This window comes from Demequina pelophila (assembly GCF_000971175.1).
In the GTDB taxonomy this organism is placed as follows: domain Bacteria; phylum Actinomycetota; class Actinomycetes; order Actinomycetales; family Demequinaceae; genus Demequina; species Demequina pelophila.
In genome coordinates this window covers 259,308-285,390 of sequence record NZ_BBLY01000001.1, presented here as the reverse complement: position 1 = coordinate 285,390, position 26,083 = coordinate 259,308, and the positions used below count along the sequence as shown (strand labels likewise).

The window sequence follows — 26,083 nt, the reverse complement described above, 5'->3', positions numbered from 1 at the left end:
GTGCGGGCTACGCGTGCGGCCTCGCGCGCAGCAGCGCCCGATACAGCGCCAGGTCCTCGTCCGAGTAGACGCAGAACACGACCTCCTCGACCCCCGGCGCGGAGGTGAGTGCCCGGCCCACCGCGGCGATCGCGACCTTCGCCGCCGCGTCCGACGGGTAGCCGTAGATGCCCGTCGAGATGCACGGGAACGCGATCGACCTGTCGCCGTAGTCCTGCGCGAGGGCGATCGCCCGCTCGTAGCACGAGGCGAGCTGGGCCGCCTCGCCCGCGTTGCCGCCGCGCCACACGGGCCCGACCGCGTGGATCACGTGCCGGGCGGGCAGGTCGTACGCGCCGGTGAGCCGCACCTCGCCGGTCGGGCAGCCGGCGAGCGTGAGGCATTCCGCCTGCAGCTCCGGCCCCGCCGCCCGGTGGATCGCCCCCGACACGCCCGCGCCCGCCATGAGCGAGGAGTTGGCGGCGTTGACGATCGCGTCCACGCGCACCGCGGCGATGTCCGCGCGCCGCACGCTGATGATCGCGGTCATGGCACCCTCCCCCGGCTCGTGCCCGTGGCACCAGCCTAGGACGGCGGGCCGCCTCTTGCCTATGGCAGGAGCCGTCCCCACCAGGGACGATGCGCGGGCGGGCGCCTCGCGCCCAGGACCCGCCCCTGTGCCCGGGGCGCGTTGCAACCAGGCCTAGCGGGGCACCCGCCCGGCCCGTGCATCGTCCACCGCCGCGGCGAGCGCGTCGAGGTCGCGCGCGCCCAGGTACATCTCCGTACCGTCCATCATGGTCAGCACGACGGCCTCGGATCCGGCCATCGCGAACTGGCGCGAGCCGGCCTTGCCATAGCGCCATCCCCAGCCGCCGAACTGGCGCAGGGGCCGGTAGCGCCGCCGCTCGACCGACGCGATCCCCGTGACGGGGATGTCGTGGTGCATGACGCCCGCGAGGGACACGCGGATCGCGTCGCCATCGACCGAGAGCGTGATCGGGATGAGCAGCAGCGCGTCGGAGAGCACCAGGGTGAGGAGCAGCCACGGCCACGCGGACGCCAGGTCCTCGGTGACCACGAAGGCCACGAGGACCGCGGCGGACACCGCGACCATCGACCACAGCGCGATGGGCTGCTCGGCGGTGAACTGGCGGAATCGGCGTTGCGGCATGGCGACCATCCTCCCGCAGGTCAAGAGCAGGTGAAATCCGGACCAAGGTCCCGCCTCGATGGGCGGCACGCACGGCACGCTCTTCCGAAAGGGCGCACCATGGACGTTGGGCCCGGAATGCGAGCCGAAGGAGTCGAGCATGACCATCGAGACGCGGAGCCAGGTCGAGGCACACGTGGAGAAGCTGAACCTGGCGCCCGAGGTGCGCGCGGTCCTCGACAACTGTCCCTCCCTCACCATCCCCGCGACGCGCGACGAGCTGTACGGGCTGTCGCTCGGCCCCGACTACGGGCCCACCTTCTACGTCGACTACGACGTCGACGGCGACGTGGTCACCGAGGCGACCGTCACCCGCTGCCGCAACGGCCTCGCCGTCAACTACCCCGAGGACTACATGCGCCGCCGCGACCCCGCGTGCATGGTCATCGCGGACGACCGCCCCACGGACAAGACCCGCTTCGCGGACCGGTTCGGCCACGCATTCTCCGGCACCCGCCAGGAGACGCTCGACTGGCTCGCGCGCCAGGACCTCGTCGTGGTGCCGTTCAAGGCGGGCGGCCCGGTGCACGGCTCGCCGTCGATCGCGATCGTGCCCGCCAACGCGGCCTTCTTCGCCACCGCGCTGGTGGACCTGCAGGGCTGGACCACCTTCGAGGAGCTGGGCCCGTTCACCCCGCGCTCGATCCTGTACCTGGCGCCGCCGTTCCGCCACACGCACTTCGACGGCAAGCAGGTGGTGGTCCACGACCGCTCGGAGACCCTGCACGAGATCTTCGCGTACAACCTGTACCCGGGCCCCAGCGCCAAGAAGGGCGTCTTCTCCGTGCTGCTCGACATCGGCGAGCAGGAGGGATGGATCACGGCCCACGCCTCGTCGGTGCGCGTCACCACGCCGTACGACAACGACACGGTGATCATGCACGAGGGCGCGTCCGGCGGCGGCAAGTCCGAGATGGGCCAGGACCTGCGCCGCACCGAGGACGGCCGCATCCTGCTGGGCGAGAACGTGGTGACCGGCGAGCCGTACCTGGTGACTCTGTCCGAGACCTCGCACCTCTCCCCCGTCACCGACGACATGACCCTGTGCCACCCGGCCGACCAGGACGGCTCCGGGAAGATGGTGGTCCGCGACGCGGAGGCCGGCTGGTTCGTCCGCGTCGACAACCTCAAGTCGTACGGCGAGGACGTCAAGTTCGAGCGCGCCGTCATCCACCCCAAGGACCCGCTGGTCTTCCTCTCGCTGCACGGCGTCGAGGACGCGACCGCGCTGCCGTGGGAGCACACGCCCGACTCGACGGGCAAGCCCTGCCCCAATCCGCGCGTCGTCATCCCCCGCGAGTCCCTGCCGGACCTGGTCGACGAGCCCCAGCCCGTCGACGTGCGCACCTTCGGCGCCCGCATGCCCGCGTGCACGCGCGACAAGCCCACCTACGGGATCATGGGCATGACGCACTTCGTGCCCCCGTCGATCGCGTGGCTGTGGCGACTCATCGCACCGCGAGGCGACAAGAACCCGTCGATCGGCGAGGCGGCCGATGCGGTGCGCACCCTCGAGCACGGCGGCATGGTCTCCGAGGGCGTCGGCTCGTACTGGCCGTTCTCCACGGGTACCAAGGTCGCGGCGGCGAACCTGCTGCTGCGCCAGATCCTCGACTACCCGCGCACGCGCTACGTGCTCACCCCCAACCAGCACATCGGCGCCTACAAGGTGGGCTTCTCCGCCGAGTGGCTCACGCGCGAGTGGCTCGCCCGCAAGGGCGGCGGCCGCATGCGCGCCGACCAGCTCGAGCCGGCCCGCTGCGCGCTGCTGGGCTACACGCCCAAGGAGATCACGCTCGACGGCCAGCCCATCCGGCGCACCCTGCTGCGCCCGGAGCTGCAGTCGCAGGTGGGCATGCACGCGTACGACGAGGGCGCCGCGATGATCACCGGCTTCTTCGCCAAGGAACTCCAGCAGTTCCTCACCGACGAGCTGGACCCGCTGGGCCGCGAGATCATCGACCTGTGCCTGCGCGGCGCCCCGGTCGAGGACTACGAGGCCCTGACCCCCATGTACCTGTGAACGATGCGCCGGCCGTCCGCGCCGCGTCGCCCGGCGACGCGGACGTGCTGGCGCGTCTGTTGACGGAGTTCAACGCCGAGTTCGGCGAGGAGGCGCCGCCCCAGGCCGCGCTCGCGACCCGCCTGGCGCGGTCGCTGTCCGAGGGGACGATGCGGGCCTGGCTGGTGCGCGCGACCCCGCCCGCCGGCCCGTCCGAGCCGGCGGGCTACGCGACCCTGGCGATCCGTGCATCGGCCTATTGCGACGGCCCGGTGGGGATGCTCGAGGACCTGTACGTGCGCGCTCCCCTGCGCGCGCGGGGCCTGGGCACCGCGCTCATGACCACCATGCTCGAGGAGGCCGAGGCCGCTGGCCTCGCGATGATCGAGGTGGGCGTCGACGAGCCGGACACGGACGCGCTGCGGTTCTACGAGCGGCACGGCTTCGTGCACCGTCGGCCGGAGACGGGCGACCGCGCGTTCTACCTGTCGCGGGACCTGCCCGGCGCATGACGGGCTCCCCCGAGCCGTCCCCGGCGGGTGCCGGCGGCGCCCGCCAGCTGCGCCTGGTGGTGCACGCCGAGGATCTGGAGGCCGCGGTCGCGTTCTTCCGGGACGCGCTCGGGCTCGCGCCGGAGCTCGACCTGACGACGCCCACGGACGGCGGGGACGCCCGGGTGGTGGTCCTCGACGCGGGACGCGCGACGCTCGAGCTGGTGAACTCGGCGCAGCGCGCCCTGATCGACCGGATCGAGGTGGGCGCCGACGCCTCCCGGGAGATCCGCGTCGCCCTCGAGGTGGACGATGCGCGGACCGCCACCGCCGCGGCCCTCGCCGCCGGCGCGGACCAGGTCGCGCCGCCCACCCTCACTCCGTGGGGGTCGCTCAACGCGCGGATCGAGGGGCCGGCGGGGCTGCAGCTCACGCTGTTCGAGCAGGTCGAGCCGGAGTAGCGGCGACGCCGGGCCGCGGCGCGGCCGGCGCGAGGTCCCACCCGGGCCGCGGGTACCGTGTCGAAGCACCCCCGACAGAAGGAGCACCGATGGACCCCCGCGAGATCCGGGCGAAGATGGACGAGGTCCCCGTCGAGGACCCCACCCGCACCGAGTACGAGAAGCTCGCGAACGACGAGTGGTTCAAGTACCGCTCCGGCCCGGAGCTCGCCGCGATGCAGCGGGAGACCATCGCGACCCTGCGCGAGCTGGGCGGCATGTACTTCGAGGACCCCGTGACGGCGACCCGCATGCTCGCGGATCTGGTGGGCGAGTGCGGCCCGGGCCTGGACTTCCGCCCGCCCCTCTACCTCGAGTACAAGGAGCGCGTGCGCTTCGGGTCGAACGTCTTCATCAACTCGAACCTGATGATCCTGGGCTCGGGCGAGGTGAGCATCGGCGACAACGCGCTCATCGGCCCGGAGGCGCGCTTCTACACCGTGAATCACGCTCTCGACGTGCCCACGCGGCGCGAGGGCTGGGAGCGGGCGTTCCCCATCACGCTCGAGGAGGACGTATGGCTGGGAGGCTCGGTGGTGATCTGCCCGGGCGTGACCATCGGCCGCGGATCCGTCGTCGCCGCCGGGTCAGTGGTGACCGGCAACGTTCCGCCCATGAGCGTGGTCGGTGGGAACCCGGCTCGCGTGCTGAAGACGCTGGAGGGATAGGCGCCCTCGGGCGCCCGGGCCCGAGGCGGACCGCCCGGCGGCGCTACCCGCGCGCCATCGCGAGCATGCCGCGCGGGGTCAGCCCCGCGCGCGTTCCCCCGTCGACCAGGATGTCGGTGCCGGTGACGTAGCCCGGGAGTGCCGAGGCGCAGAACGCCAGCACCTCGGCAACCTCCTCAGGCCGCCCGAAGCGCTTGAGCGCCGCGTACTCGGTCAGTTTCCCCGAGCCGGACTTCTTCTCGAGGCGCCCCATCGAGGTGTCGAACGAGCCCGGCGACACGGAGACAACGCGGGCGCCCTTGGCCCCGAACGCCGCGGCCATCTCGCGCGAGTACCAGATGACGAACGCCTTGCTGGTCGAGTAGGCGGACCCGGACCGCATCTTCGCCGGACCCCGGTTGACCGCCTTGTCGAGCCGCGCCGCGAACCCGTCGGCATCGGTCAGCGCCCGCTTGAATGTCCGCGTGGGCTGCAGCGCCTTGGGCGTCATGTGCCCCGCGATCGAGGCGACGTTGACCAATGCGAAGCCCTCGCGCGCGACCGCGAGCGCCGCCTCTGTGACGTGCACCGTGCCGAGCGCGTTGATCCGCGCGATGCTCGACGCGTCACCCATGAGCGGGCTCACGCCAGCAGTGTGGACCACGGCCCGGAGTTCCCCGGTGGCGTCGCCCGTCGCAACGAGCGACTCGACCGCGGCACGGTCGGTGACGTCGCACTCGATGGCCGTCGCGTCGATGCCGTCCTCGCGGAGCGCGTCGACCGCGGCGCCGAGTCGCTCGAGGCCCATGTCCGCGATGACCACCGCATGGTCGCGTCCCATGATCCGTGCCGTCGCCAAGCCCATTCCTCCCGCACCGCCCGTGATGATCGCAGTCTTCATCGCACGCTCCCTTGCGTCCCGCTCAAGCGAATCCCCTGCTTGGCACCCTAGTGGGCACGCGAGCGCGCCGTAAAGGCCCATGCGAACCCGCCCGGCCAGGCCACCCGCACCCGGCGGACCGCATCGTCCTACGCTAGGGCGGTGACCGGTCCCCTTCCTCTGTTCCCCACCCAAAGCCCGCTCACGCGCGCGGAACTCGAGGAACTGCTGGCGCCGCTCGGCGCGGTCGCCCACGTGTGGCCGATGGAGGGCGGGTCGTTCTCCTCGGTCCAGAGCGTGGAACTTCATTCGGGAGACGCGGTCGTCGTCAAGACCTCCGTGTCGGAGGACCGCCTGCTCACCTACGAGCGGGACCTCCTGCGCGCGGAGCGCGACCACCTGCGCCGGCTCGAGTCCGTTGCGGGCGTGCCGGCGCCGGTGGTGCTGATCGAGGACTTCAGCCGCGACCGGTTCGAGGTCGACGTCATCGCGATGACCCTGCTGCCGGGCATGGCATGGGTCGAGGCGACCGAGCTGATGACTGCCGAGTCGAACGACCGCGCGCTCACCGAGGTGGGAGGCGTGCTGGCCGCGCTCGGGACGGTCGCCGCGCCACGGTTCGGGTTCCCGGCGCACGGATTCGCTCTCGGCGGGGAGACCTGGCCCGCGTTCATGGCTGCGCTCGTGGAGGCGACGGCGGCGGACGCGGAGCGCTGGCGCGTGGACGCTGGCGCCGACCGGCTGGCCCGGGCGCTCGAATCGGTTCGGCCCGACCTCGCGGAGGTCACCGCACCCACGCTCGTCCACGCAGACCTGTGGCACGGCAACGTGCTCGTGGACCCGTCGACCGGAGCGGTGACGGGCGTGGTCGACTTCGAGCGGTCGCTCTACGGGGACCCGCTGTGGGGGCTCGCGGGCGGCGAGACGCACTCGTCGGGTCCCCTCGCCGCGGCGAAGGTGCGCGGCTACGAGGCCGCGACCGGCCTGCCGCTGGTCATGGACGCCGCGGCCCGGCGCCGGATCGCGCTGTACCGGCTGTGGTCCATGACGGTGCAGGAGATCGAGCTGGCGCCGCGCGGCTACTCCGGCGACTGGCTCGACGGTCTGTTGGCGTCGATCCGCGCCAACCGCGAACGGCTGTGCCACATCCTGGGGGTGTAGCGGCCACGAGGCGCCCCCGCATCGTCCCCATCCGAGTCACCCGCCGCACCCGCCGCACCCGCCGCACCCGCCGCCCCCGCCGCCCCCGCTAGAGCGAATTGTGTCGCTTTCCGGCCGTCCATGCGCCTCAGGGAGCGAATCGTGTCGGTGGCCGGGCGCCACCCGCCTCACGCCCCGTTGGCCTGCAGCCGCTCGAGCGCCTCGAGCGCGTCCCGGCGCCTGTCCCATGGCACGAAGATGTGATCGTGGTGGAAGCCCGCGACCACGTTGGCGCTGATGCCCTCGTCCGCGAGCGTGCGCGCGAACACCGCCGTGAGCCCCACCGCCTCGAGCGACGAATGCACCTCGAGCGTGATCCGCGCGGACCGGAACTCGTGCGGCAGCTCCGCGGCGCGCGCCTGCTCCTCGGGCAGCACCACGGTGATCCCCTCGGCCTCCCGCACGATCACCACGGGCTCGACGCCGTGGGGCGCCTCGGTGAGGGTCGCCCACACGTAGGGCTCGGGGTCGAGCCGGGCCGACAGGTCGGACAGCAGCTCGGCGAGGTCGACGATGCCCATCCGCCCAGGGTACGTGGGCCGCGGGCCGCCCGCGCGGTGCCTAGCGGGGGAAGGCGGCGACCACCCCGGAGTACGGGCCCAGGTAGGGCGACGGCTCCGGCCTGCCCTCGACCCACAGCTGCGAGATCTGCCCGTCCAGGTACAGCGCGTCCTCGCACCCGAGCTCGCGGAACACCTCCGCGAAGTCCCACAGGTTGACGAACGTCCGCGACATCACGATGTACACGGTCCGCCCGTCGGGCGACACCCCCACCCCGTTGCGGATCGCGACGTTCTCGCTCCCCTCGCGGAACTGCGGATGCACCTGACCGTCGAGCAGCAGCGCGGGGCCGGACTGCGTCGCGAAGAGCACGCCGTCGCCCGAATAGGTGGAGCTCTCCACCACCTGCGCCGTGCCGTCGTCGAGCACCGCGAAGACCGCGTTGGGCTTGAGGTGGAAGTTGCCCCAGCCGTCGGCGAGGTTGAGCGGGTGCAGCTCCTCGCCGTCGCTCACGAGCAGGCCGCCGGGGCTGCCGTCCTCGGAGAAGATCCCGGCATTGGTCACCATGGCCACCCCGGGATGAGCCTCGATGTACTCCCCCAGGTCCGTGCCCCGAGGGTCCTGCGGCCAGTCCACCCGCACTTCCCACGTGTCGAGAGGCAGCGTCACCACGGTCGAGGACCGGCCCTGGTCGTCCGTCACCCGGGCCACGTCCAGCGCCGATGCGCCGGTCGCCGCGGACGGCGCCGTCGCCTCGGGGGTGGCGGCAGGGGTGGCGGAAGGCTCCGCGGCCGGGGTCGCGCCGGAGGTGACCGGCGGCTCCGGCGAGGTCGGCGCGGTCTCCCCCGCCCGCGAGCACCCCGCGAGGGCCAGTGCTGTCGACGCGGCGACGACGGCAGCGAGGGTCAGGGTCCGGGCGGCGAGCACCCCACGAGGGTACGCGCCGCGGAACGACAACGACCTACCCCTCAGGCGCAAGAAAGTCGGGAGACCGACCACCATCTACCCATTCCGCGGGGCGGGGGCGCGGCTGGGGGCCGGTGGGAGGTCAGCCCACCCAGGAGCCCACGAGCGGCCAGCAGACGATCGCCGTCAGCAGCCCGAAGACCGCGAGGCCCGCGGGCGTGGCCCATGCCGGCGGGCGCATCCGGCGCACCGCGAGGATCGCGATCGCGTAGATGGCCAGGAACATCAGCGACGGCAGGCCGAAGAGCAGCACCTCGACGCCGTCGTCGAGCACGGTCCACGCGAACAGCAGAACGGCCAGCACCGCGTTCCCCGCCCAGGGAACCCACAGCGGCCAGCGGACGCGCCCGCCGGTCTTGAGGTAGACCGCGCCACGGACGCCCATCACCACCACGAGTCCCACCACGTGGAAGAACGTCACCAGGAACGCGATGAGCAGGTACGCGAGAGCGAGCCACGCGTACCCGGTCGCGATGTGGACGCTCGGCAGCACCAGCACGCCGCCCAGGAACCAGGCGAGGAAGGAGGCGAGCATGAGCGAGATGCCCACGGCGCCGAACTCGAAGACCATGGTGGGCGAGGGAACGGCGGCGGCCCCGCTCGGCATCGCGGAGGCGGGCTCCGGTGCTCCCGTGACGGGCTCCGGTGCCGCCGCGGTCACAGGTTCCGGTGCCGCGGTCATGGGCTCCGCCACCCCGTCGTGTCCCATGGGTCAAGATTGCCCCAACAACGCCGTGATGGCGACCGGGCCCGAGCCGGGTGGGAGCAGGACCGGAGCCGGGTGGAGCCGGGCCGGAGGCGGGTGAGAGCGGGGCCGGGGCCCGGATGCAGGCCAGACCCGGGCCCGGCTCCCCCGCCCTACAGCACGTGCGAGATGAAGTCCTGGGTGCGGGATTCCTGCGGCGCGTCGATCACCTGGGAGGCGGGTCCCTCCTCGACGATCACGCCCTCGTCCATGAACAGCACGTGGTCCGCGACCTCGCGGGCGAAGCCGATCTCGTGGGTCACCACCACCATGGTCATGCCGGACGCCGCGAGGTCCTTCATCACCGCGAGCACCTCGCCCACGAGCTCGGGGTCGAGCGCAGAGGTGGGCTCGTCGAACAGCATGATCTCCGGGTCCATCGCGAGCGCCCGCGCGATCGCGACGCGCTGCTGCTGGCCGCCGGAGAGCTGTGCCGGATAGTGGTCCATGCGGTCGGACAGGCCCACGCGCCCCAGCATCTCCACGGCACGGGCCTTCGCCTCGGCCTTGGAGCGCCCGCGCACCTGAACCTGCGCCTCCATGACGTTCTCGAGCGCGGTCATGTGCGGGAACAGGTGGAAGCGCTGGAAGACCATGCCGATGCGCGAGCGCTGGGCCGCGATCCGCTTGGGGTGGAGGCGGTGCAGCCGGGTGTGGCCGCCGTGGTGGCGCTCCTCGTAGCCGATCAGCTCGCCCTCGATGCGCACCTGTCCCCCGGTGAGCACCTCGAGCTCGTTGATGCAGCGCAGCAGCGTGGACTTGCCCGAGCCGGACGGCCCGAGCACCACGCACACCTCGCCGGCGCTCACGGTGAGGTCGACGCCGCGCAGCACGTGCAGGTCGCCGAACATCTTGTGCGCCTCGCGCACGGAGACCATGGGAGCCGTGTCGGTCACGGGGTCACCTCCAGGAAGGGGTCGTCGTTGCCTCGGCCGGCCGCGTTGATGGCCTCCTGCTTGCGGGCGCGGCGGCTGCCGGGCTTGGGCCCCTTGCCGCCGCCGGTCCGCTTGTCGGTGCCGCGGCCGTAGTAGCGCTCCAGGTAGTACTGCCCCACCATGAGGATGGACGTGATGATGAGGTACCACAGCGCCGCGACGATGAGCAGGGGCAGCGGCTGGAACAGGCGGTTGCCGATCGCGTTGGTCGCGAACGTGATGTCGAGAGTGAACGGCACGGCGAGCACCAGCGACGTGGTCTTCAGCATGGAGATGGTCTCGTTGCCGGTGGGCGGCACGATGACGCGCATGGCCTGCGGCAGGATGATGCGCCGCAGGATCGCGGGCTCCTTCATGCCGAGCGCGCGGGCCGCCTCGGCCTGGCCCGGGTCCACCGAGTTGAGGCCGGCGCGGACGATCTCCGCGAGGTACGCGGCCTCGTTGAGCGCGAGCCCGAGCAGCGCGGCCCAGAAGGCCGTGATGACGTCCTTGGTGGTGAAGGTGAAGAACTCCGGCCCGAACGGGATGCCCAGGGACAGCCGCGGGTAGAGCACCGCGATGAGGCCCCAGAACACCAGCTGGGTGTAGATGGGGGTGCCGCGGAAGAACCAGATGTAGAACCAGCTCACCGACACGAGCACGGGATTGTCGGAACGGCGCATGATCGCCAGCAGCACCGCGAGCACCACACCGATCGCCATCGACCCGAACGTGAGGACCAGCGTCCAGCCCACGCCGCGGATGACCGTGACGTCGAGGAAGTAGGCCCACACCACGTCCCAGCCGTAGTTGGGGTTGGTGAGCAGGCTGTTGACGGCCATCGCGGCGAACACGAGGACGATCGCGGCGGCGGCCCATCGGCCCGGCCGCGGCACGGGCCGGGCGTGGATCCGGTTGGGGACGGGGTCCCCTCGGCGGGCCGATGCATCGGCTGGGCTGGTCATGTGCGCTCCCCTGACGTGGCGGTCGTGGCTACAGGCTTACCCCGAAAGGCCGGGCGTCGCACCTGGTGCGACGCCCGGCCGAGGCGGGATTACAGCGACGGGTTGGTGGTCGCCTCGTCGAGGCCGGCGTCCGCCACGCCCCACGCCGAGAGGATGTCGTCGAGCGTGCCGTTGTCCATGAGCGCCTGCAGCGCGGCCGAGACGGCGGCGGTGAGCTCCGAGTCCTTCTCCGTGACGACGCCCTGCGCCGCGGTCGCGAAGGGCTCGCCGAGCCACTCGAGCTTGCCGGTCTGCTCGATCGCGTAGCCGATGATGGGCGAGTCGGCGAACAGCACGTCGGCCTTGCCGCCCACGACGTTGGTGGTCGCGTCGGCGTTGGTCTGATAGGTGAGGATCTCGAGCTCGTCGGCCCCGTCGGCCTCGCACTGCGCGGCGGTGTCGGCGATCTCGTCCTCCTGGATGGTGCCCACCTGGACGGCGACGGTCGCGCCGCACAGGTTGTCCGCGGAGAAGCCGCCGGGGTTGCCGGTCTGGACCGCGTAGCCCTCGCCGGCGGCGATGTACTGGGTCATGTCGACCGCGCCCAGGCGCTCGGTGGTGATGGTGAAGGAGGAGATGCCGGCGTCGAACTTGGAGCCGATCGCCGGGATGATCGAGTCGAACGACGCGGTCTCGAGCTGGGCCTCGAGGCCCAGGGTCGCGGCGATCGCCTTGGCGATGTCGATGTCGTAGCCGATGGGCGTGGTGCCGTCGACGTCGAGGAACTCGGCGGGCGCGTAGGAGGTCTCCGAGGCGAAGGTGAGGACGCCGGAGTCGGCGATGTCCGCGGGCACGAGCGCGGCCGCGGCCTCGTCGACCGCGATCGCGGCCACGTCGAAGACGGGGTACTCCGAGTCGCCGGAGCCCTCGGTCTCCGAGGCGTTCGTGCAGGCGGACAGGGCGACGGCGGCGGTCGCGGCGAACGCGACGGCGACGGGAAGCTTGCGCATGAGGTGGCTCCTTTGTAGATGACGGCTGCCGCGCCCCGCGGCGGAATCCGCGGCGGGCGAGGCGACTTCTGTATTTTTATACATAGTACCGGGAATTCATGCATCGAAGGTCCCGGGCGCGTCGCCACGCGCCACGACCGGCGCGTCGCCGCCACTCGCCGGCGGCGACGCGTGACGCGAATCACACCGCGGCCCACACGTGCGCCCGAGGGCCTCAATTATCCTCGGGACCATGCCCGATGGCCATAGTCCCGAGCGCCGGGCACGAGCAGCGATGCCCGCCCCGGCGCCAGCCCCGCACCACCTCCGCGACGACGCCGCACAGCGCTCGCAGATCCACCGCGACCGCGCGAGCATGAACGCATGACCGCCGCCTGGCTGCTGCTCGCCCTCGCGCTCGTGCTCATCGTCGCCAACGCGGTCTTCGTCGCCGCCGAGTTCGCCTTCGTCACGGTCGACCGCCCCACCGTCGACCGCGCCGCGCGCGAGGGCGACCGCCGCGCCCGCTCCCTGCGATCGGGCCTGGAGAAGCTCTCGACGGAGCTGTCCGGCGCCCAGCTCGGCATCACGGTGACGAGCCTGCTCGTCGGCTTCATCGCCGAACCCTCGCTCGCGACCCTGCTGCGCGGCCCGCTCGAGGCGACCGGCCTGCCCGAGGGCACGGCGCTCGCCGCATCGTTCACCGTGGCGTTCGTGCTCGCGACCGTCACCCAGATGGTGTTCGGCGAGCTGATCCCCAAGAACTGGGCGATCGCCGAGCCGCTGCGCGTCGGACGCGCCGTCGCCGGCCCCCAGCGGGGCTTCACCTGGGCGGCCGGCCCGCTCATCCGCGTCCTCAACGGGGCCGCCAACCGCATCGTCCGCTGGTTCGGGATCGAGCCTCGCGAGGAGCTCGCGACCGCCCGATCCGTGCAGGAGCTCCAGGCGCTCGCGGAGCGCTCGGCCGAGGAGGGCACGCTCGAGCCGCGCGTCGCGCGGCGCCTGGCTCGCGCGGCGGAGATGCGCGAGCGCACCGCGTCCGACGCCATGACCCCGCGCACCCGGGTGCACTTCATCGAGGCCGATGCGCCGGTCGCCGCGGTCCTCGACCTCGCCTCGCGCACGGGGCACGCCCGCTTCCCCGTCACCGGCGAGGACGTCGATCAGATCGTGGGCGTCGCGCACTTCAAGCGCGCGCTCGCCGTGCCCGCTCGCCAGCGGGCCACCACCCGGGTCTCCCAGATCGCGCTGCCGGTCGAGTCCGTGCCGTCGACCATGCCGCTGAGCGCCGTGCTCCCCCCGCTGCGCAAGGGAGCGCAGCTCGCGATCGTGGTCGACGAGTACGGCGGCACCGACGGAGTGGTCACGCTCGAGGACCTGGTCGAGGAGATCGTGGGCGAGATCGAGGACGAGCAGGACCAGCCCGTGAGCCGGCACCGCCTGCTGCCCGACGGCCGCTGGTCCCTGTCGGGGCTGCTGCGCCCGGACGAGGCGGGCGAGCTCGCCCGCCTCGAGCTGCCCGAGGGCCGCGAGTCGGACACGCTGGGCGGGCTGCTGACCGAGGCGCTGGGCCGCTTCCCCGCCGTGGGCGACCGCGTCGAGCTCGCGGCCCGCGACGAGGCGCACCGCGACGAGGACGGCATCGCCACCGAGGTGAAGGTCGCGCTGACGGTCACCCGACTCGACGGCCTGCGCGTCGACCGCGTGACGCTCGAGGCGACGCCCCTCGAAGAGCGGGAGGCACGCCGTGGCTGACTGGACCGCCATCCTGGTCGCCCTCGCACTGCTCGCGGGCAACGCCTTCTTCGTGGGCGCGGAGTTCGCGCTCATCTCCGCCCGCCGCACCCAGATCGAGCCGCGCGCGGCCGAGGGGTCATGGGCCGCGCGCATCACCGTGCGCGCGATGGAGCGCGTCTCCCTCATGATGGCCGGCGCGCAGTTGGGCATCACCGCCTGCTCGCTGGGCCTCGGCGCGATCGGCGAGCCCGCCGTCGCGCACCAGCTCGAGGTCCCGCTCGCCGCGCTGGGCATCACCGGACCGTGGCTGCACGGCATCGCGTTCGCGGTCGCCCTCCTCATCGTGGTGGCGCTGCACATGGTGCTGGGCGAGATGGTGCCCAAGAACATCGCGATCGCCGGCCCCGAGCGCTCCGCGATCGCGCTGGGCCCGGTGCTGTACGGCATCGTGTGGCTGCTGTGGCCGCTCATCTGGCTCATGAACCAGCTCGCGAACCTGGGCCTGCGCGCGCTGCGCGTGGATCCCAAGGAGGAGGTGGCCTCCACCTTCTCCGCGGACCAGGTGGCGGCCTTCGTCGCCGAGTCGCGCGAGGAGGGGCTGCTCGACGAGCGCGAGCACCAGGTCCTCACCGGTTCGCTGCAGCTGAGCTTCGAGACCGTGCGCAGCGTGATGGTGCCCCGCGAGGAGCTCGTGTCGCTGCCGGTCGACGTGACGCCGCAGAAGGCGCAGCGGGTGTGCGCCCGGACCGGCTTCTCCCGGCTGCCCCTGGCGGACCCGACCGGCGAGCTCGTGGGCTACCTGCACCTCAAGGACGTCGCGGTCGTGCCGCGCGGCGGCGCGACGCGGCCGGTGGACGCGTCCCTGGTCCGGGCGCTCACCTCGATCGAGGCGGACGCCTCGCTCGAGCAGGCGCTGATCCGCATGCAGGCCTCGGGTGCCCACCTCGCGCTGGTCCGGAGCGAGTCGGGCGAGGTGCTGGGCGCGGCGATGCTCGAGGACGTCATCGAGCGGCTCGTCGGCGAGGTGGTCGACGCGGCGCAGGCGGTGGCGCCGGAGGCGTAGTCCAGGGGTGCGGTGTGACGACCCTCACCGCCGGAAACTACTTGATCCGAGTGCAATAATTCCGCAAGGGACGAAGGTCCCTGGCGTCCCGTCGACGCCGCGGCCTACGGTCGAATTCATGCGCAATGATGCACAGGTCTCCCCCACGAGCGGCGCGCCGCGCGCGCCCGCCCACTCCTCGTCGTCCGCCTGGAGCGAACGGCCCAAAAGGCATCTTGCGGACGCCGCCCGGCTGGACCACGGTAGTGGGGTGAGCGACGACCGGCTCTTCTCCGTGTCCCCCGTCGCGGCCGCGCGCCAGGCCGCGGATCCGTCGACGTCCGGCACGGACCTCGAGTCGCTCTCGCGGCGCGCCGATCCGCGGCTCCGGCAGGTGGTCGCGTCGCACGCCTTCTGCCCGCCCGCGGTGCTCGCGCGGCTCGCGGAGGACCCGGACGTGCGAGTGCGCTGCGCCGCCGCCGTCCACCCGGCCCTGCCGGCGGCGGCCATGCGAAGGCTCGCCGCGAACGTCGAGGACGTGGACGCCTGCGAGGCGCTCGCGTCGAACCCCTCGACTCCCCCGACCGTGCTGGCGCGGCTCGCGCGCCACCCCGGAATGAACGTGCGCCTGCACGTCGCCCGCAACGTCAGCGCGGACACGCGCACGCTCGAGACCCTCGCCCGCGACGTCGAGGGCCTGGTGCGCAACCGGGTGAGCGACATCCTGGCCGCGCGCGCACCCGGCTGGGCCTGAGCCGCGCGCCCTGCCGGACCCCGGACGCACACGGGCCGGCCGGGTGCGTCACCCGGCCGGCCCGTGCATCGTCCCCCGTCCCGCAGGGACTAGATCTCGTGCGGCTCCACGTCGTCCTCGCCGCCCGCGGGCATGTCGACCCTCTCGGGCCGGCGGGCGAGGAAGACGACCGAGGCCGCCAGCCCGCCCCACAGCAGGGCGATCGACACGATCATGAGCACCAGTGCATCGGTGGCCATCAGGCACCACCCTTCCTCGCGGCGCCGGCGGCCGCCTCCTCCAGCTGACCCTCGGTGGGCCAGGCGTCGAACTCGGCGATCGCTCGGTGCCACGGCATGAGCGGCAGAACGATCGCGATGAGGACGAGGAACCCTGCGGTGCCCCATCCGAACACGGCGAGGTACTCGCCCGGGTAGCCCTCGTAGCCCTGCGTGGCGAGCTCGACGGTCTTGCGCACCAGCATGTAGGTGAGCAGCAGGCTCACGCCGACGACCAGGACGCGCCACGCGCGCCCCACGCCGAGGGTCGACACCGCGCTGAGGTGCAGCGCGATCTCGCGGCCGCGGCGCGCGATCATCACGGCCGCGACCATGCCGATGGCGCCGGCCACGATGCCCAGCTGGTTGGACCACTGGTCCACCGTGTCGAGCAGGTACAGGCCGGTGGTCGTGGAGAAGCCCAGCACCGACAGCGTCGCCATGATGAGGCCCACCGCGACGGCCGAGCCGCGCGGGTGCCAGCCGAACTTGTCCTGCAGCGCGGCGGAGATGGTCTGCAGGAGCGAGATGAGCGACGTGAGGCCGGCGATGACGAGCGAGGCGAAGAACGCCGCGCCGAAGATCGGGCCGCCGGGCATCTGCGCGATCACCGCGGGGAACGTGATGAAGGACAGGGACACGCCGGTGAGGCCGTCGAGCTCGGCCACGGAGACGCCCTGCTCGTGCGCGAGGAAGCCGATCGCGCCGAACACGGCGAAGCCGGCGAGCAGCGAGAACGAGCAGTTGCCGAACGCGACCACGAAGGCCGGGGCGGTCATGTTCGAGCGCTTCTTGCGATAGGACGCGTAGGTGATCATGACGCCGTACGCGAGCGACAGCGAGAAGAACACCTGGCCGTACGCCGCGATCCACACATTGATGTCCGCCAGCGCGGAGAAGTCGGGCGTGAAGAGCGCCTCGATGCCGTCCATGGCACCGTCGAGCATCATGGCGCGGACGGCCAGCACGATGAACGTGACGACCAGGAGCGGGATGCCCACGACGTTGAGCCGCTCGACGCCGTTGTGGACGCCGAGCGCGAGCACGATGATCGCGATCGCCCAGATGGCGAGCAACGGCCACATGACGCCGGGGACGATGTCGAAGCCCAGCTTCACCTCGTCGCCCAGTTGGAGGTACTCGCCGATGAAGAAGCCCGCCGGGTCCTCCGCGTAGTCGAGGTTGAAGCTGAAGAAGAAGAAGCTGACGGCCCACGCGATGACGACCGTGTAGTAGAGGCCGATGACGAAGCTGACGGCGATCTGGAACCAGCCGACGCCCTCCGCGCGCTTGTGGACCCGGCGCAGGGCCAGGGGCGCGGAGCCGCGGAAGCGGTGGCCGATGCCGTTCTCGAGCAGGAGCAGCGGGATGCCCGCGGTGACGAGCGCGATGAGGTAGGGAATCATGAACGCCCCGCCGCCGCTCTCGTACGCCTGGCCCGGGAAGCGCCAGATGTTGCCCAGTCCCACGGCCGAGCCGACCGCGGCGAGGATGAAGGCGGTCTGCCCGCTCCACTTCTCCCGCTGCTCGGGCGCCGGCGCGCCGGTCGATGCTGTCATGAGGGTTTCTCCTCCGTCGCAGTTGTCTTCGAGGGTAACCGCCCGGTCGCGCCCGCGTTGAGGGACGCCACCAGCGAGGTTGCGAGACGCATCTTACATACCGGATGTGCAGTCTCAGATAGCAAGACGAGCGCCTCGGGGGCGCATCCCGCACGAGACGGCGCCCCTCGCGTGGCCTACCTCACACGCGGTCGCAACTGGGACCAAACGACCGCAGATGGGGCGGAAGCGGGACATACCGTGTTCGCCGGGCTCGCGACACGGACGCAGAGCCCGACGACGACCACGGGAGACGCGCAGTGGAGCACGGCACAGTCACGACGCCGCAGGCGACCCTGGCCTACCGTCGGCGCACCTCCTCGGGCGCGCCCACCCTGCTCCTGCTGCACGGCATCACCGACGGCGGCGCCGTGTGGACGCGCGTCGCCGACGCGCTCGCGGACCGCTTCGACATCGTCATGCCCGATGCACGCGGCCACGGCGCCTCCGCCCGCCTCGCCGCGGACCCCACCGTCGAGGCGCTCGTCGAGGACGCCGCCGCCATCGTGGAGGCGCTCGACCTGGGCCCCGTGCTCGTGTGGGGGCACTCCATGGGCGCGGAGACCGCGGCTCGGCTGGCCGCCGCGCGCCCGGACCTGGTGCGCGGACTGATCCTCGAGGACCCGCCGTTCGCCGCGGAGCCGGCGGACGATGCCTCGGGCGCCACCACGGACGACCCTCACCTGCGGGCGTTCATCGAGTTGCTCTCCAGCGTGCGCGAGATGTCCGACCAGGAGCGGCTGGCGATGGCCCGCCGCGAGAACCCCGGCTGGCACGAGGACGAGCTCGCGCCCTGGGCGCAGACCAAGGCGCAGTTGGACCACCGCGCGCTCGCGCTGCTCGACGGCGGGCTCGGGCGCGCCTGGCGCGCGGCGCTGGAGGGCATCGAGTGCACCACCCTGCTGGTCACGGGCGATCCCGAGCGCGGCGCCATCGTCACCCCCGAGGTCGCGAGCGAGGCCGCCACGGTGCTGCGGCACGGACAGGTGCGCCACATCGCGGGCGCCGGGCACAGCATCCATCGAGACAGGTTCGCGGACGCCCTCGCGGCGGCCGCAGGCCTGCTCGACCGGATCGTCCCGCCGACCGGCGGAACCGGCGGGGCCGCGCGCCACGCCGACACCATGAAAATTTGACGAGTCGAAGCGCTTCACCTATGTTTATCGAAGCGTTTCGAATGTTGTTGGGCAAAACGAATTCCCGGCCCGGCGGCATCGTCCTCACACAAGGGAGTGGACATGGACAGCACATGTCGAGTGACACGTCCGACATCGGGCATCCAGAAGCGGAGTGATGCGTGACTACCTCAAGCGTCGTACAGGAGACGGTGGCGACCACCGTCGATCACCAGGGCTCGGGCCCGGGATCCACGGAGCCTGGCAAGACCGCCACGCCGGCCAAGGGCGACAAGCCCGCGCGCCGTCGCAAGACGAACTTCGGGATGTTCCTGTGGGTCTCCCCGTTCCTGGTGCTCGCCTTCCTCTTCTCGTACTTCCCGCTGTACGGCTGGATCTACTCCCTCTACGACTACAAGCCCGCGCTGGGCCTGTCGGGCTCCGAGTTCGTGGGCTTCCAGTGGTTCCGCCTGCTGGTGAGCTCGCCGGCGCAGGTCGAGCAGATCGGCAAGGTGCTCACCAACACCTTCGCGATCAGCTTCCTGGGCATCGCGACCTCCGTGCTGCCACTGATCTTCGCGGTCTTCCTCAACGAGGTCCGGGTCAAGTGGTTCCGCAACATGGTGCAGACCCTGACGACGCTCCCCAACTTCATCTCGTGGGTGCTCGTCTACATGATCGCCTTCTCGCTCTTCTCGAGCACCGGCCTGGTCAACGACGTCCTCATGGACGCGGGCCTCATCACCACGCCCATGAAGTTCCTCGACTCGGACCAGCACGTGTGGCTGACGATGACCGCCTGGAGCATCTGGAAGGGCCTGGGCTGGGGCGCGATCATCTACCTCGCCGCCATCGCCGGCGTGGACCCGTCGCTGTACGAGTCCGCCAAGATGGACGGCGCCGGTCGCTTCCAGACCATGTGGTACGTCACGATCCCGCAGCTCATGCCCACCTACCTGGTGCTGCTGCTGCTCTCGGTCGCGAACCTCCTGAACAACGGCATGGAGCAGTACTTCGTGTTCCAGAACGCCTTCAACAAGGAGCACATCCAGGTCCTCGACCTCTACGTCTACAACATCGGCCTCACGGGTAACTCCATGTCGATGGCCACCGCGATCGGCATGCTCAAGAGCCTCATCTCGGTCGTCCTGCTGTTCACCGTCAACGCGATCGCCAAGCGCGTCCGCGGCCAGTCGCTCGTGTAAAGGGGATCTCCTGTGACCACCGAGACCATCTCCCCCGCCGCCGAGTCCTCCTCGGCCGCCGTGGAACCCGTCAAGCCGAACAAGAAGCGCAAGCAGGACCGCACGGCGGGCGACTACGCCTTCCACACCTGGAACTACGCGATCTTCGTCGTCCTCGCGCTGCTGTGCGTGTACCCGTTCTACTACCTGATCATCAACTCGGTCAGCGCGAACGACGTGTCGGCCCTGGGCGAGGTCCGCCTCGTCCCGGTGGGCTTCCACCTGGCCAACTTCGAGCAGGTCTTCCAGCTCAACGGCCTGACCTCCGCCGCCGCGGTCTCCGTCGCGCGTACCGTGCTCGGCACCGCGGCGACCGTGTTCGCCTCGGCCTTCCTGGGCTTCATGTTCTCGCAGCGCCAGATGTGGGGCCGCCAGTTCTGGTACCGCTTCCTGGTCGTCACCATGTACTTCAGCGCGGGTCTGATCCCGATGTTCATCATCATGAAGAACCTGGGCCTGACCAACAACTTCTGGGTCTACGTGCTCCCGTTCGTGGTGCAGCCGTTCTTCATCGTGCTGGTGAAGACCTACGTCGAGGGCATGCCCCGCGAGCTGCAGGAGGCCGCGGAGGTCGACGGCGCCGGCATCGCGCGCATCTTCCTCACGATCTACCTGCCGAACATGACGCCCATCCTCGCGACCATCGCGATCTTCGCGGCCGTGTCCCAGTGGAACTCCTTCCAGGACACCCTGATCTACATCACGGACCAGAGCCTGTACACCCTTCAGTACCTGCTCTACATGTTCATCAACCAGGCGAACTCCCTCGCTCAGGCCGCCGCGAACGCCGGTGGAAACCTGGGCGCCCTTGCGGACGCCGCCTCCACTCAGACCCCCACGTCCATCCGCATGACCGTGTCGGTGCTCGTGGTGCTTCCCATCATCTTCATCTACCCGCTGTTCCAGCGCTTCTTCGTCAAGGGCATCATGCTCGGCGCGGTGAAGGGCTGACCCACAACCCCCTCCAGAAAGGAACCCAGCAATGAAGCTGAAGCGCTCGGTGGCCCTGGCCGCCTCCGCTCTGCTCGCGGCCGGCGCGCTCTCGTCCTGCGCCTCGGACTCCACCTCGTCGACGGACGGTGCCGAGGGCACCACCGCCGGCCCGATCACGGAATTCCCCGCCCAGTGGGAGGACGAGATCACGATCGACGTGTTCTCGGGTCTCGCCAACTACATGGGCATGCAGACCGGCTGGTTCGCCCAGGTGGTCAAGGACAAGTTCAACATGAACCTCAACATCATCGCCCCGAACGTCGCGGGCGGTGGCGACACTCTGTACAACACGCGCGTCGCGGCGGGCGACCTGGGTGACCTCATCGTCACCGACAAGGGCACCCGCATGAACGAGCTCATCCAGGGCGGGCTCCTGCTCGACATGGCGGACTACTACCCCGCGATGGAGCACGTCGCGGAGTTCGACACCGCCGTGCAGCACCTCAACGAGGGCACGGACGGCGTGTACGCGACGCCCACCCAGGTGTCGTCGCTCCTCCCGACCCAGTCGTCCGAGGGCTTCGACCCCACCTTCGGCCCCTTCATCCGCTGGGACCTCTACGCGGAGCTCGGCTACCCCGAGATCGACACCCTCGAGGACCTCCTCCCCGTGCTCAAGGGCATGCAGGAGCTCCACCCGACCACCGAGAACGGCCAGACGGTCTACCCGCTGTCGCTGTTCAAGGACTGGGACGGCAACATGATGGTGACGGGCAAGCAGCCCACCACCTTCTACGGCTACGACGAGGTGGGCTTCGTGCTCGCCAAGGCGGACGGCTCCGACTACCAGAGCATCATCGACTCGGACTCCGAGTACATCCGCACCATGCGCTTCTACTACGAGGCGAACCAGATGGGCCTCATGGACCCCGAGTCGACCACCCAGAACTACGACACGCTGTTCTCGAAGTTCCAGAACGGCCAGGTGCTCTTCTCCTGGTGGCCGTGGCTCGGCCAGTCGGCGTTCAACACCGACGCGAACACCTCCGCGGGCAAGGGCTTCATGATCGCCCCGCTGAAGGACATGGAGATCTTCTCCTACGGCGCCGAGGCGTACGGCGGCGACCAGGTCATCGCCATCGGCTCGCAGGCCGAGGACCCCGAGCGCATGGCCGCGTTCATCGACTGGCTGTACTCGCCCGAGGGCACGTACATGAACAACAGCCAGACCATGGGCGCCGCGGGCCCCGAGGGCCTCACCTGGGAGATCGCCGAGGACGGCGAGCCCGCGCTCACCGACTTCGGCCTCGAGGTCTTCCTCGGTGGCGACGCGACCGTGCCCGAGGAGTGGGGCGGCGGCTCGTACATCGACGGCACCTCGGCCCTCAACGTGAGCGCCGTGCTGCCCGAGGACACCGACACCGCAACCGGCCTCCCGTTCTCGTACAAGTCGTGGCCCAGCTACCAGGAGCACACCGAGACCGCGCTGCACGCGGACTGGTCGGAGCACATGGGCGGCGCCATGACCACCATGGAGTACCTCGAGCAGAACGACGCCGTGCTGGTCGCCCCCGGTGCGTCCTTCACCACCCCGACCGACTCGTCGGAGATCGAGACGCTGCGCAACCAGATCAAGGACGTCGTCGTGACCTACTCGTGGCAGCTGGTCTTCGCGCAGGACGACGCGCAGTTCGAGTCGCTTCTCGCTGACCTCCAGTCGAAGGCCGAGGGCCTCGGCTTCGCCCAGGTCCTCGAGGTCGACATGGCGAATGCCAAGGCGCAGAACGACGCCCGCCTCGCCATCACCGCCGCCTTCGAGTGATCCTCGACTAGGCGCCACTGACCGCGGGGCCCGTGCTCGATCGACCATCGAGCGCGGGCCTCGCGTCACGTGGGGGCGGAGGACGTCGGGCGCCGCGTAGCCCTCGAACCAGGTGCGCCTCTCCCGCCCCCATCCCCGCCCCACCGCACCGCGCGCCGCACTCCCCCCGCGACACGCGAACGGCTCGGGCTTGCCGCCCGCCGCCGCGTGACATAAGGTCACCTGTAACACACTATCGAAGCGCTTCGACAGCGCCATGATCCGACAGCGAGGTCATCATGCCCACCATCGAGGACGTCGCCCGCGAGGCGGGCGTCAGCGCATCCACCGTGTCGTACGCGCTCTCGGGCAAGCGGTCCATCCGCCAGGACACGCGCCAGCGCGTGCTCGACGCGGTCGAGCGCCTCGGCTACCTCCCGAACGCCTCCGCGCGCATGCTCGCCGCCAAGCGCGCGCAGATCATGGCCGTCACCGCCCCGCTGCACCCGGACACCGACCAGAGCGCCCACATGGTCTTCGCCCTGGAGGTCACCAAGGCCGCACGCGCCCACGGCTACGACACGCTCCTCCTGGTCGACGACGACGCCTCCGAGGGCATGCGCCGCAGCGCCGCCACCGCCCTCGCCGACGGCATCGTCGTGCTCGACGTCGCGGCGCACGACGAGCGCGCCGACCTCGCCCGGGCCCTCAACCACCCCGCGGTGTTCATCGGCATCCCCGACCGCACCGACGGCATCGTGTGCGTCGACCTCGACTTCGCCGCCGCGGCCCGCGAGGCGGTCGACGCGCTCGTCGCCGCCGGCCGCCGGCGCATCGGCCTCATCTCCCACCCCCGCACCGCCGTCCTGCGCGAGTCGAACTTCCCGCTGCGCTTCCGCGACGCCTTCGCCGCGCACACGCGCGAGCTGGGCCTGTCCCCCGCGGTCGCCTACCCCGACCTCCACGCCGCGGACCGCGCGCTCGAGGACCTGCTCGCCGTCCTGCCGGACCTCGACGGACTCGTCCTCAACACCACCGAGGAGGTGGCGCAGTCCGCCCTCGACGGGCTCGCCGCGCGCGGCATGACCGTGCCCGGCGACGTGGCCGTCGTGGCCGCCGGCGTCGCGTTCCCCACCTCGCGGCTGTCGATCACGCTCGACACCATCCCGCTCGACGCCGCCGCCTCGTGCGGCAAGGCCGTGGAGATCCTCGCCGGCATCGTCGAGGACGGCCTCGAGGCCCCGGGCGTCACGCTCATCCCCCCGACCTACCTCAGCCACGGCTCCGTCGTCCCCGCGGCACCGCGCCCCGCCTGACCCGACCCCCCCTACGTAGGAGCAAAGACACCATGAAGTTCACCGACGGTTTCTGGCAGCGGCGCCCCGGCGTCACCGCCCTGTACGCGCGCGAGGCCTATCGCCTCACCGAGCGCGACGGCGCCCTCGAGGTCCTCGCCCCCACCCGCGAGATCCGTGAGCGCGGCAACGTCCTCAACTTGCCGGCCCTCGAGGTCACGGTCGCGCCCGTCGCCGACGGCGTCATCCGCGTGCGCATCGACCACCACCGTGGCGCGCACCGCTCCCCCGGCTTCCCCCTCCTCGCGCAGGACGCCTGCGAGGGCGGCGTGGAGATCACGGACGAGGCCGGCACCGTCACCGCGGGCCGCCTGCGCGCGGTCGTCAGCGCCGGCGCGCCCTGGAGCCTCGAGTTCTTCGACGGCGAGACCCGCCTGACCGGCTCCGGCGAGAAGGGCCCCGGCCACATGATCCTGGCCGCGGACGCGGCCGTCGTGGCCGAGCCCGCAGGCGAGACCGGCGTCACCGCTGACGGCCGCGCGACGGCCCGCGCGTACACGCACGAGCAGCTCGACCTGGGCGTCGGCGAGGTCGTGTACGGCCTGGGCGAGCGCTTCGGCCCCTTCGTAAAGAACGGCCAGACCGTCGACAGCTGGAACGCCGACGGCGGCACCTCGAGCGAGCAGTCCTACAAGAACGTCCCGTTCTACATGACCAACCGCGGCTACGGCGTGCTGGTCAACCACCCCGAGCACGTCTCCTTCGAGGTGGGCTCCGAGGCCGTCGAGCGCGTCCAGTTCTCCGTGCCCGGCCAGTCGGTCGAGTACTTCGTCTTCGCGGGCCCCACGCCCAAGGACGTCATCGACCGCTACACCCGCCTCACCGGCCGTCCGGCGACCGTGCCGGCGTGGTCGTACGGCCTGTGGCTGTCGACCTCCTTCACCACCGACTACGACGAGGCCACCGTCTCGAGCTTCGTCGACGGCATGCGCGAGCGCGGCATCCCGCTGTCGGTGTTCCACTTCGACTGCTTCTGGATGCGCGAGTTCGAGTGGACCAACCTCACCTGGGACGAGCGCACGTTCCCGGACCCGGAGGGCATGCTCGCCCGCCTCCACGACAAGGACCTCAAGCTCTGCGCGTGGATCAACCCCTACATCGCGCAGCGCTCGCCGCTGTTCGACGAGGGCCTCGAGCGCGGCTACTTCGTCAAGAACACCGACGGCTCGGTGTGGCAGTGGGACCTCTGGGTCGCCGGCATGGCGCTGGTGGACTTCACCAACCCCGAGGCGCGCGCCTGGTTCCAGGAGCACCTGCGCACCCTGCTGCGCCAGGGCATCGACTCGCTCAAGACCGACTTCGGCGAGCGCATCCCCACCGACGTGGTCTACCACGACGGCACCGACCCGCACGTGATGCACAACCTCTACACGCAGCTGTACAACGACGCCGTGTTCGAGGTGCTCAAGGCCGAGCGTGGCGAGGGCGACGCCGTCCTGTTCGCCCGCTCCGCCACCGCCGGCGGCCAGCAGTTCCCGGTCCACTGGGGCGGCGACAACACGTCCACCTACGCCTCGATGGCGGAGACGCTGCGCGGCGGCCTGTCGCTCGCCTCGTCCGGCTTCGGCTACTGGAGCCACGACATCGGCGGCTTCGAGGGCACCCCGGACCCCGGCGTGTTCAAGCGCTGGGTGGCCTTCGGCCTGCTGTCCTCGCACTCGCGCCTGCACGGCTCGGAGAGCTACCGCGTGCCGTGGGCATTCGACGACGAGGCGGTCGCGATCACCCGCCGCTTCGCCGAGCTCAAGAACACGCTCATGCCGTACCTGCTCGCCGCGGGCGCGGACGCGCACGAGACGGGCGTCTCCATCGCGCGTCCCATGTTCTTCGAGTTCCCGGAGGACCCGGCCGTCACCTACCTGGACCGCCAGTACATGCTGGGCCGCGACCTGCTGGTCGCCCCGGTCATGAGCGCCACCGGCGACGTGGAGTTCTACCTGCCCGCGGGCACGTGGACCTCGCTCCTCACGGGCGAGCGCGTCGAGGGCGGCCGCTGGGTGCGCGAGAACCACGGCTTCGACTCGCTCCCCCTCTACGTGCGTCCCGGCGCCGTCATCCCGCGCGGCGCGCGGGCCGACCGTCCGGACTACGACTACCTCGAGGGCCTGGTCCTCGACGTCTACCCGACGGAGGACGCGATCGATGCCTCGATCGCCCTGGTGACCACCGACGGCGCCCGCGTCCAGGTGCGCGTCACCGGCGAGGGCACCACCGCATCGGCCACGGTCGAGGGTGCGGACGCCCAGGTGGACGTGCGCGTCCACCGCTGATCGACG

The 26,083-nt window shown here is 71.2% G+C and carries 25 protein-coding genes; 14 read left to right on the top strand and 11 right to left on the bottom strand.

The window, feature by feature from the left end:
• Window positions 1-7: 7 nt before the first annotated feature.
• Both AOM03_RS01340 and AOM03_RS01335 read right to left on the bottom strand, forming a co-directional pair.
• Window positions 8-529 carry an O-acetyl-ADP-ribose deacetylase gene (locus tag AOM03_RS01340; RefSeq protein WP_062377522.1) on the bottom strand — a complete coding sequence of 174 codons (522 nt, stop codon included), beginning with the start codon at window positions 527-529 and terminating at the stop codon, window positions 8-10.
• A 153-nt stretch (window positions 530-682) separates the two neighbouring features.
• Window positions 683-1,153 carry a hypothetical protein gene (locus tag AOM03_RS01335; protein ID WP_062377521.1) on the bottom strand — a complete coding sequence of 157 codons (471 nt, stop codon included), beginning with the start codon at window positions 1,151-1,153 and terminating at the stop codon, window positions 683-685.
• A gap of 139 nt (window positions 1,154-1,292) precedes the next feature.
• On the opposite strand from AOM03_RS01335, the gene AOM03_RS01330 reads away from it, so the two are divergent.
• From AOM03_RS01330 to AOM03_RS01315, 4 genes are all read left to right on the top strand, one after another.
• Window positions 1,293-3,215 (top strand): DUF4914 family protein, encoded by a 1,923-nt coding sequence (locus tag AOM03_RS01330; protein ID WP_062377519.1) that lies wholly within the window; start codon window positions 1,293-1,295, stop codon window positions 3,213-3,215.
• Entirely contained in the window at window positions 3,212-3,706 is a 495-nt protein-coding gene (locus AOM03_RS01325; RefSeq protein WP_062377516.1) for a GNAT family N-acetyltransferase, read from the top strand. Before AOM03_RS01330 ends, AOM03_RS01325 begins: the two co-directional genes overlap by 4 nt.
• Entirely contained in the window at window positions 3,703-4,146 is a 444-nt protein-coding gene (locus tag AOM03_RS01320; protein ID WP_062377515.1) for a VOC family protein, read from the top strand. The genes AOM03_RS01325 and AOM03_RS01320 overlap by 4 nt, the downstream gene beginning before the upstream one ends.
• Window positions 4,147-4,235: 89 nt before the next feature.
• Window positions 4,236-4,853 carry a sugar O-acetyltransferase gene (locus tag AOM03_RS01315; RefSeq protein ID WP_227589837.1) on the top strand — a complete coding sequence of 206 codons (618 nt, stop codon included), beginning with the start codon at window positions 4,236-4,238 and terminating at the stop codon, window positions 4,851-4,853.
• 43 nt (window positions 4,854-4,896) lie between these two features.
• Here AOM03_RS01315 and AOM03_RS01310 read toward each other — a convergent pair whose 3' ends face one another.
• Window positions 4,897-5,733, bottom strand: coding sequence for an SDR family NAD(P)-dependent oxidoreductase (locus AOM03_RS01310; RefSeq protein WP_062377513.1), 837 nt, complete (start codon window positions 5,731-5,733; stop codon window positions 4,897-4,899).
• Window positions 5,734-5,874: 141 nt separating this feature from the next.
• Between AOM03_RS01310 and AOM03_RS01305 the strand changes: the two genes are divergently transcribed.
• Complete coding sequence (locus AOM03_RS01305) at window positions 5,875-6,873, top strand: phosphotransferase family protein (RefSeq protein ID WP_062377511.1); 999 nt, start codon at window positions 5,875-5,877, stop codon at window positions 6,871-6,873.
• A gap of 167 nt (window positions 6,874-7,040) precedes the next feature.
• Here AOM03_RS01305 and AOM03_RS01300 read toward each other — a convergent pair whose 3' ends face one another.
• The 6 genes from AOM03_RS01300 to AOM03_RS01275 all read right to left on the bottom strand — a co-directional run bounded on the left by AOM03_RS01300 (window position 7,041) and on the right by AOM03_RS01275 (window position 11,992).
• Window positions 7,041-7,433 carry an ACT domain-containing protein gene (locus AOM03_RS01300; protein WP_062377509.1) on the bottom strand — a complete coding sequence of 131 codons (393 nt, stop codon included), beginning with the start codon at window positions 7,431-7,433 and terminating at the stop codon, window positions 7,041-7,043.
• 40 nt (window positions 7,434-7,473) lie between these two features.
• Entirely contained in the window at window positions 7,474-8,340 is an 867-nt protein-coding gene (locus AOM03_RS12595; protein ID WP_062377508.1) for a phosphodiester glycosidase family protein, read from the bottom strand.
• Window positions 8,341-8,461: 121 nt separating this feature from the next.
• Entirely contained in the window at window positions 8,462-9,088 is a 627-nt protein-coding gene (locus tag AOM03_RS01290) for a hypothetical protein (RefSeq protein ID WP_156157570.1), read from the bottom strand.
• A 149-nt stretch (window positions 9,089-9,237) separates the two neighbouring features.
• A complete protein-coding gene (locus AOM03_RS01285) occupies window positions 9,238-10,002 on the bottom strand; it encodes an amino acid ABC transporter ATP-binding protein (RefSeq protein ID WP_156157628.1) in 765 nt (254 codons plus the stop codon).
• Window positions 10,003-10,016: 14 nt separating this feature from the next.
• Window positions 10,017-11,003, bottom strand: a complete 987-nt coding sequence (locus AOM03_RS01280) for an amino acid ABC transporter permease (RefSeq protein WP_062377502.1) — start codon at window positions 11,001-11,003, stop codon at window positions 10,017-10,019.
• A gap of 89 nt (window positions 11,004-11,092) precedes the next feature.
• The gene (locus AOM03_RS01275; RefSeq protein ID WP_062377500.1) at window positions 11,093-11,992 is read right to left on the bottom strand and encodes an ABC transporter substrate-binding protein; all 900 of its coding nucleotides are present in this window, start codon (window positions 11,990-11,992) and stop codon (window positions 11,093-11,095) included.
• Window positions 11,993-12,355: 363 nt separating this feature from the next.
• On the opposite strand from AOM03_RS01275, the gene AOM03_RS01270 reads away from it, so the two are divergent.
• From AOM03_RS01270 to AOM03_RS01260, 3 genes are all read left to right on the top strand, one after another.
• The gene (locus AOM03_RS01270) at window positions 12,356-13,726 is read left to right on the top strand and encodes a hemolysin family protein (protein ID WP_062377498.1); all 1,371 of its coding nucleotides are present in this window, start codon (window positions 12,356-12,358) and stop codon (window positions 13,724-13,726) included.
• The gene (locus AOM03_RS01265) at window positions 13,719-14,771 is read left to right on the top strand and encodes a hemolysin family protein (protein ID WP_062377496.1); all 1,053 of its coding nucleotides are present in this window, start codon (window positions 13,719-13,721) and stop codon (window positions 14,769-14,771) included. The genes AOM03_RS01270 and AOM03_RS01265 overlap by 8 nt, the downstream gene beginning before the upstream one ends.
• Window positions 14,772-15,021: 250 nt before the next feature.
• A complete protein-coding gene (locus tag AOM03_RS01260) occupies window positions 15,022-15,504 on the top strand; it encodes a variant leucine-rich repeat-containing protein (protein ID WP_062377493.1) in 483 nt (160 codons plus the stop codon).
• 89 nt (window positions 15,505-15,593) lie between these two features.
• Here the strand turns inward: AOM03_RS01260 and AOM03_RS12590 are convergent, their stop codons facing one another.
• On the bottom strand, window positions 15,594-15,743 hold the full coding sequence (locus tag AOM03_RS12590; RefSeq protein WP_156157569.1) for a methionine/alanine import family NSS transporter small subunit: 150 nt from the start codon (window positions 15,741-15,743) through the stop codon (window positions 15,594-15,596).
• On the bottom strand, window positions 15,743-17,320 hold the full coding sequence (locus AOM03_RS01255; RefSeq protein ID WP_062377491.1) for a sodium-dependent transporter: 1,578 nt from the start codon (window positions 17,318-17,320) through the stop codon (window positions 15,743-15,745). Before AOM03_RS01255 ends, AOM03_RS12590 begins: the two co-directional genes overlap by 1 nt.
• A gap of 299 nt (window positions 17,321-17,619) precedes the next feature.
• Between AOM03_RS01255 and AOM03_RS01250 the strand changes: the two genes are divergently transcribed.
• From AOM03_RS01250 to yicI, 6 genes are all read left to right on the top strand, one after another.
• A complete protein-coding gene (locus tag AOM03_RS01250; RefSeq protein WP_062377489.1) occupies window positions 17,620-18,495 on the top strand; it encodes an alpha/beta fold hydrolase in 876 nt (291 codons plus the stop codon).
• A 161-nt stretch (window positions 18,496-18,656) separates the two neighbouring features.
• Entirely contained in the window at window positions 18,657-19,679 is a 1,023-nt protein-coding gene (locus AOM03_RS01245) for an ABC transporter permease (RefSeq protein ID WP_082092006.1), read from the top strand.
• Between the two features lie 12 nt (window positions 19,680-19,691).
• Window positions 19,692-20,669, top strand: coding sequence for a carbohydrate ABC transporter permease (locus AOM03_RS01240; protein ID WP_227589836.1), 978 nt, complete (start codon window positions 19,692-19,694; stop codon window positions 20,667-20,669).
• Between the two features lie 31 nt (window positions 20,670-20,700).
• Window positions 20,701-22,473 carry an extracellular solute-binding protein gene (locus AOM03_RS01235; protein WP_062377487.1) on the top strand — a complete coding sequence of 591 codons (1,773 nt, stop codon included), beginning with the start codon at window positions 20,701-20,703 and terminating at the stop codon, window positions 22,471-22,473.
• A 278-nt stretch (window positions 22,474-22,751) separates the two neighbouring features.
• Window positions 22,752-23,768, top strand: a complete 1,017-nt coding sequence (locus AOM03_RS01230; RefSeq protein WP_062377485.1) for a LacI family DNA-binding transcriptional regulator — start codon at window positions 22,752-22,754, stop codon at window positions 23,766-23,768.
• A gap of 32 nt (window positions 23,769-23,800) precedes the next feature.
• Complete coding sequence (gene yicI / locus AOM03_RS01225; RefSeq protein WP_062377483.1) at window positions 23,801-26,077, top strand: alpha-xylosidase; 2,277 nt, start codon at window positions 23,801-23,803, stop codon at window positions 26,075-26,077.
• Window positions 26,078-26,083: the final 6 nt, after the last annotated feature.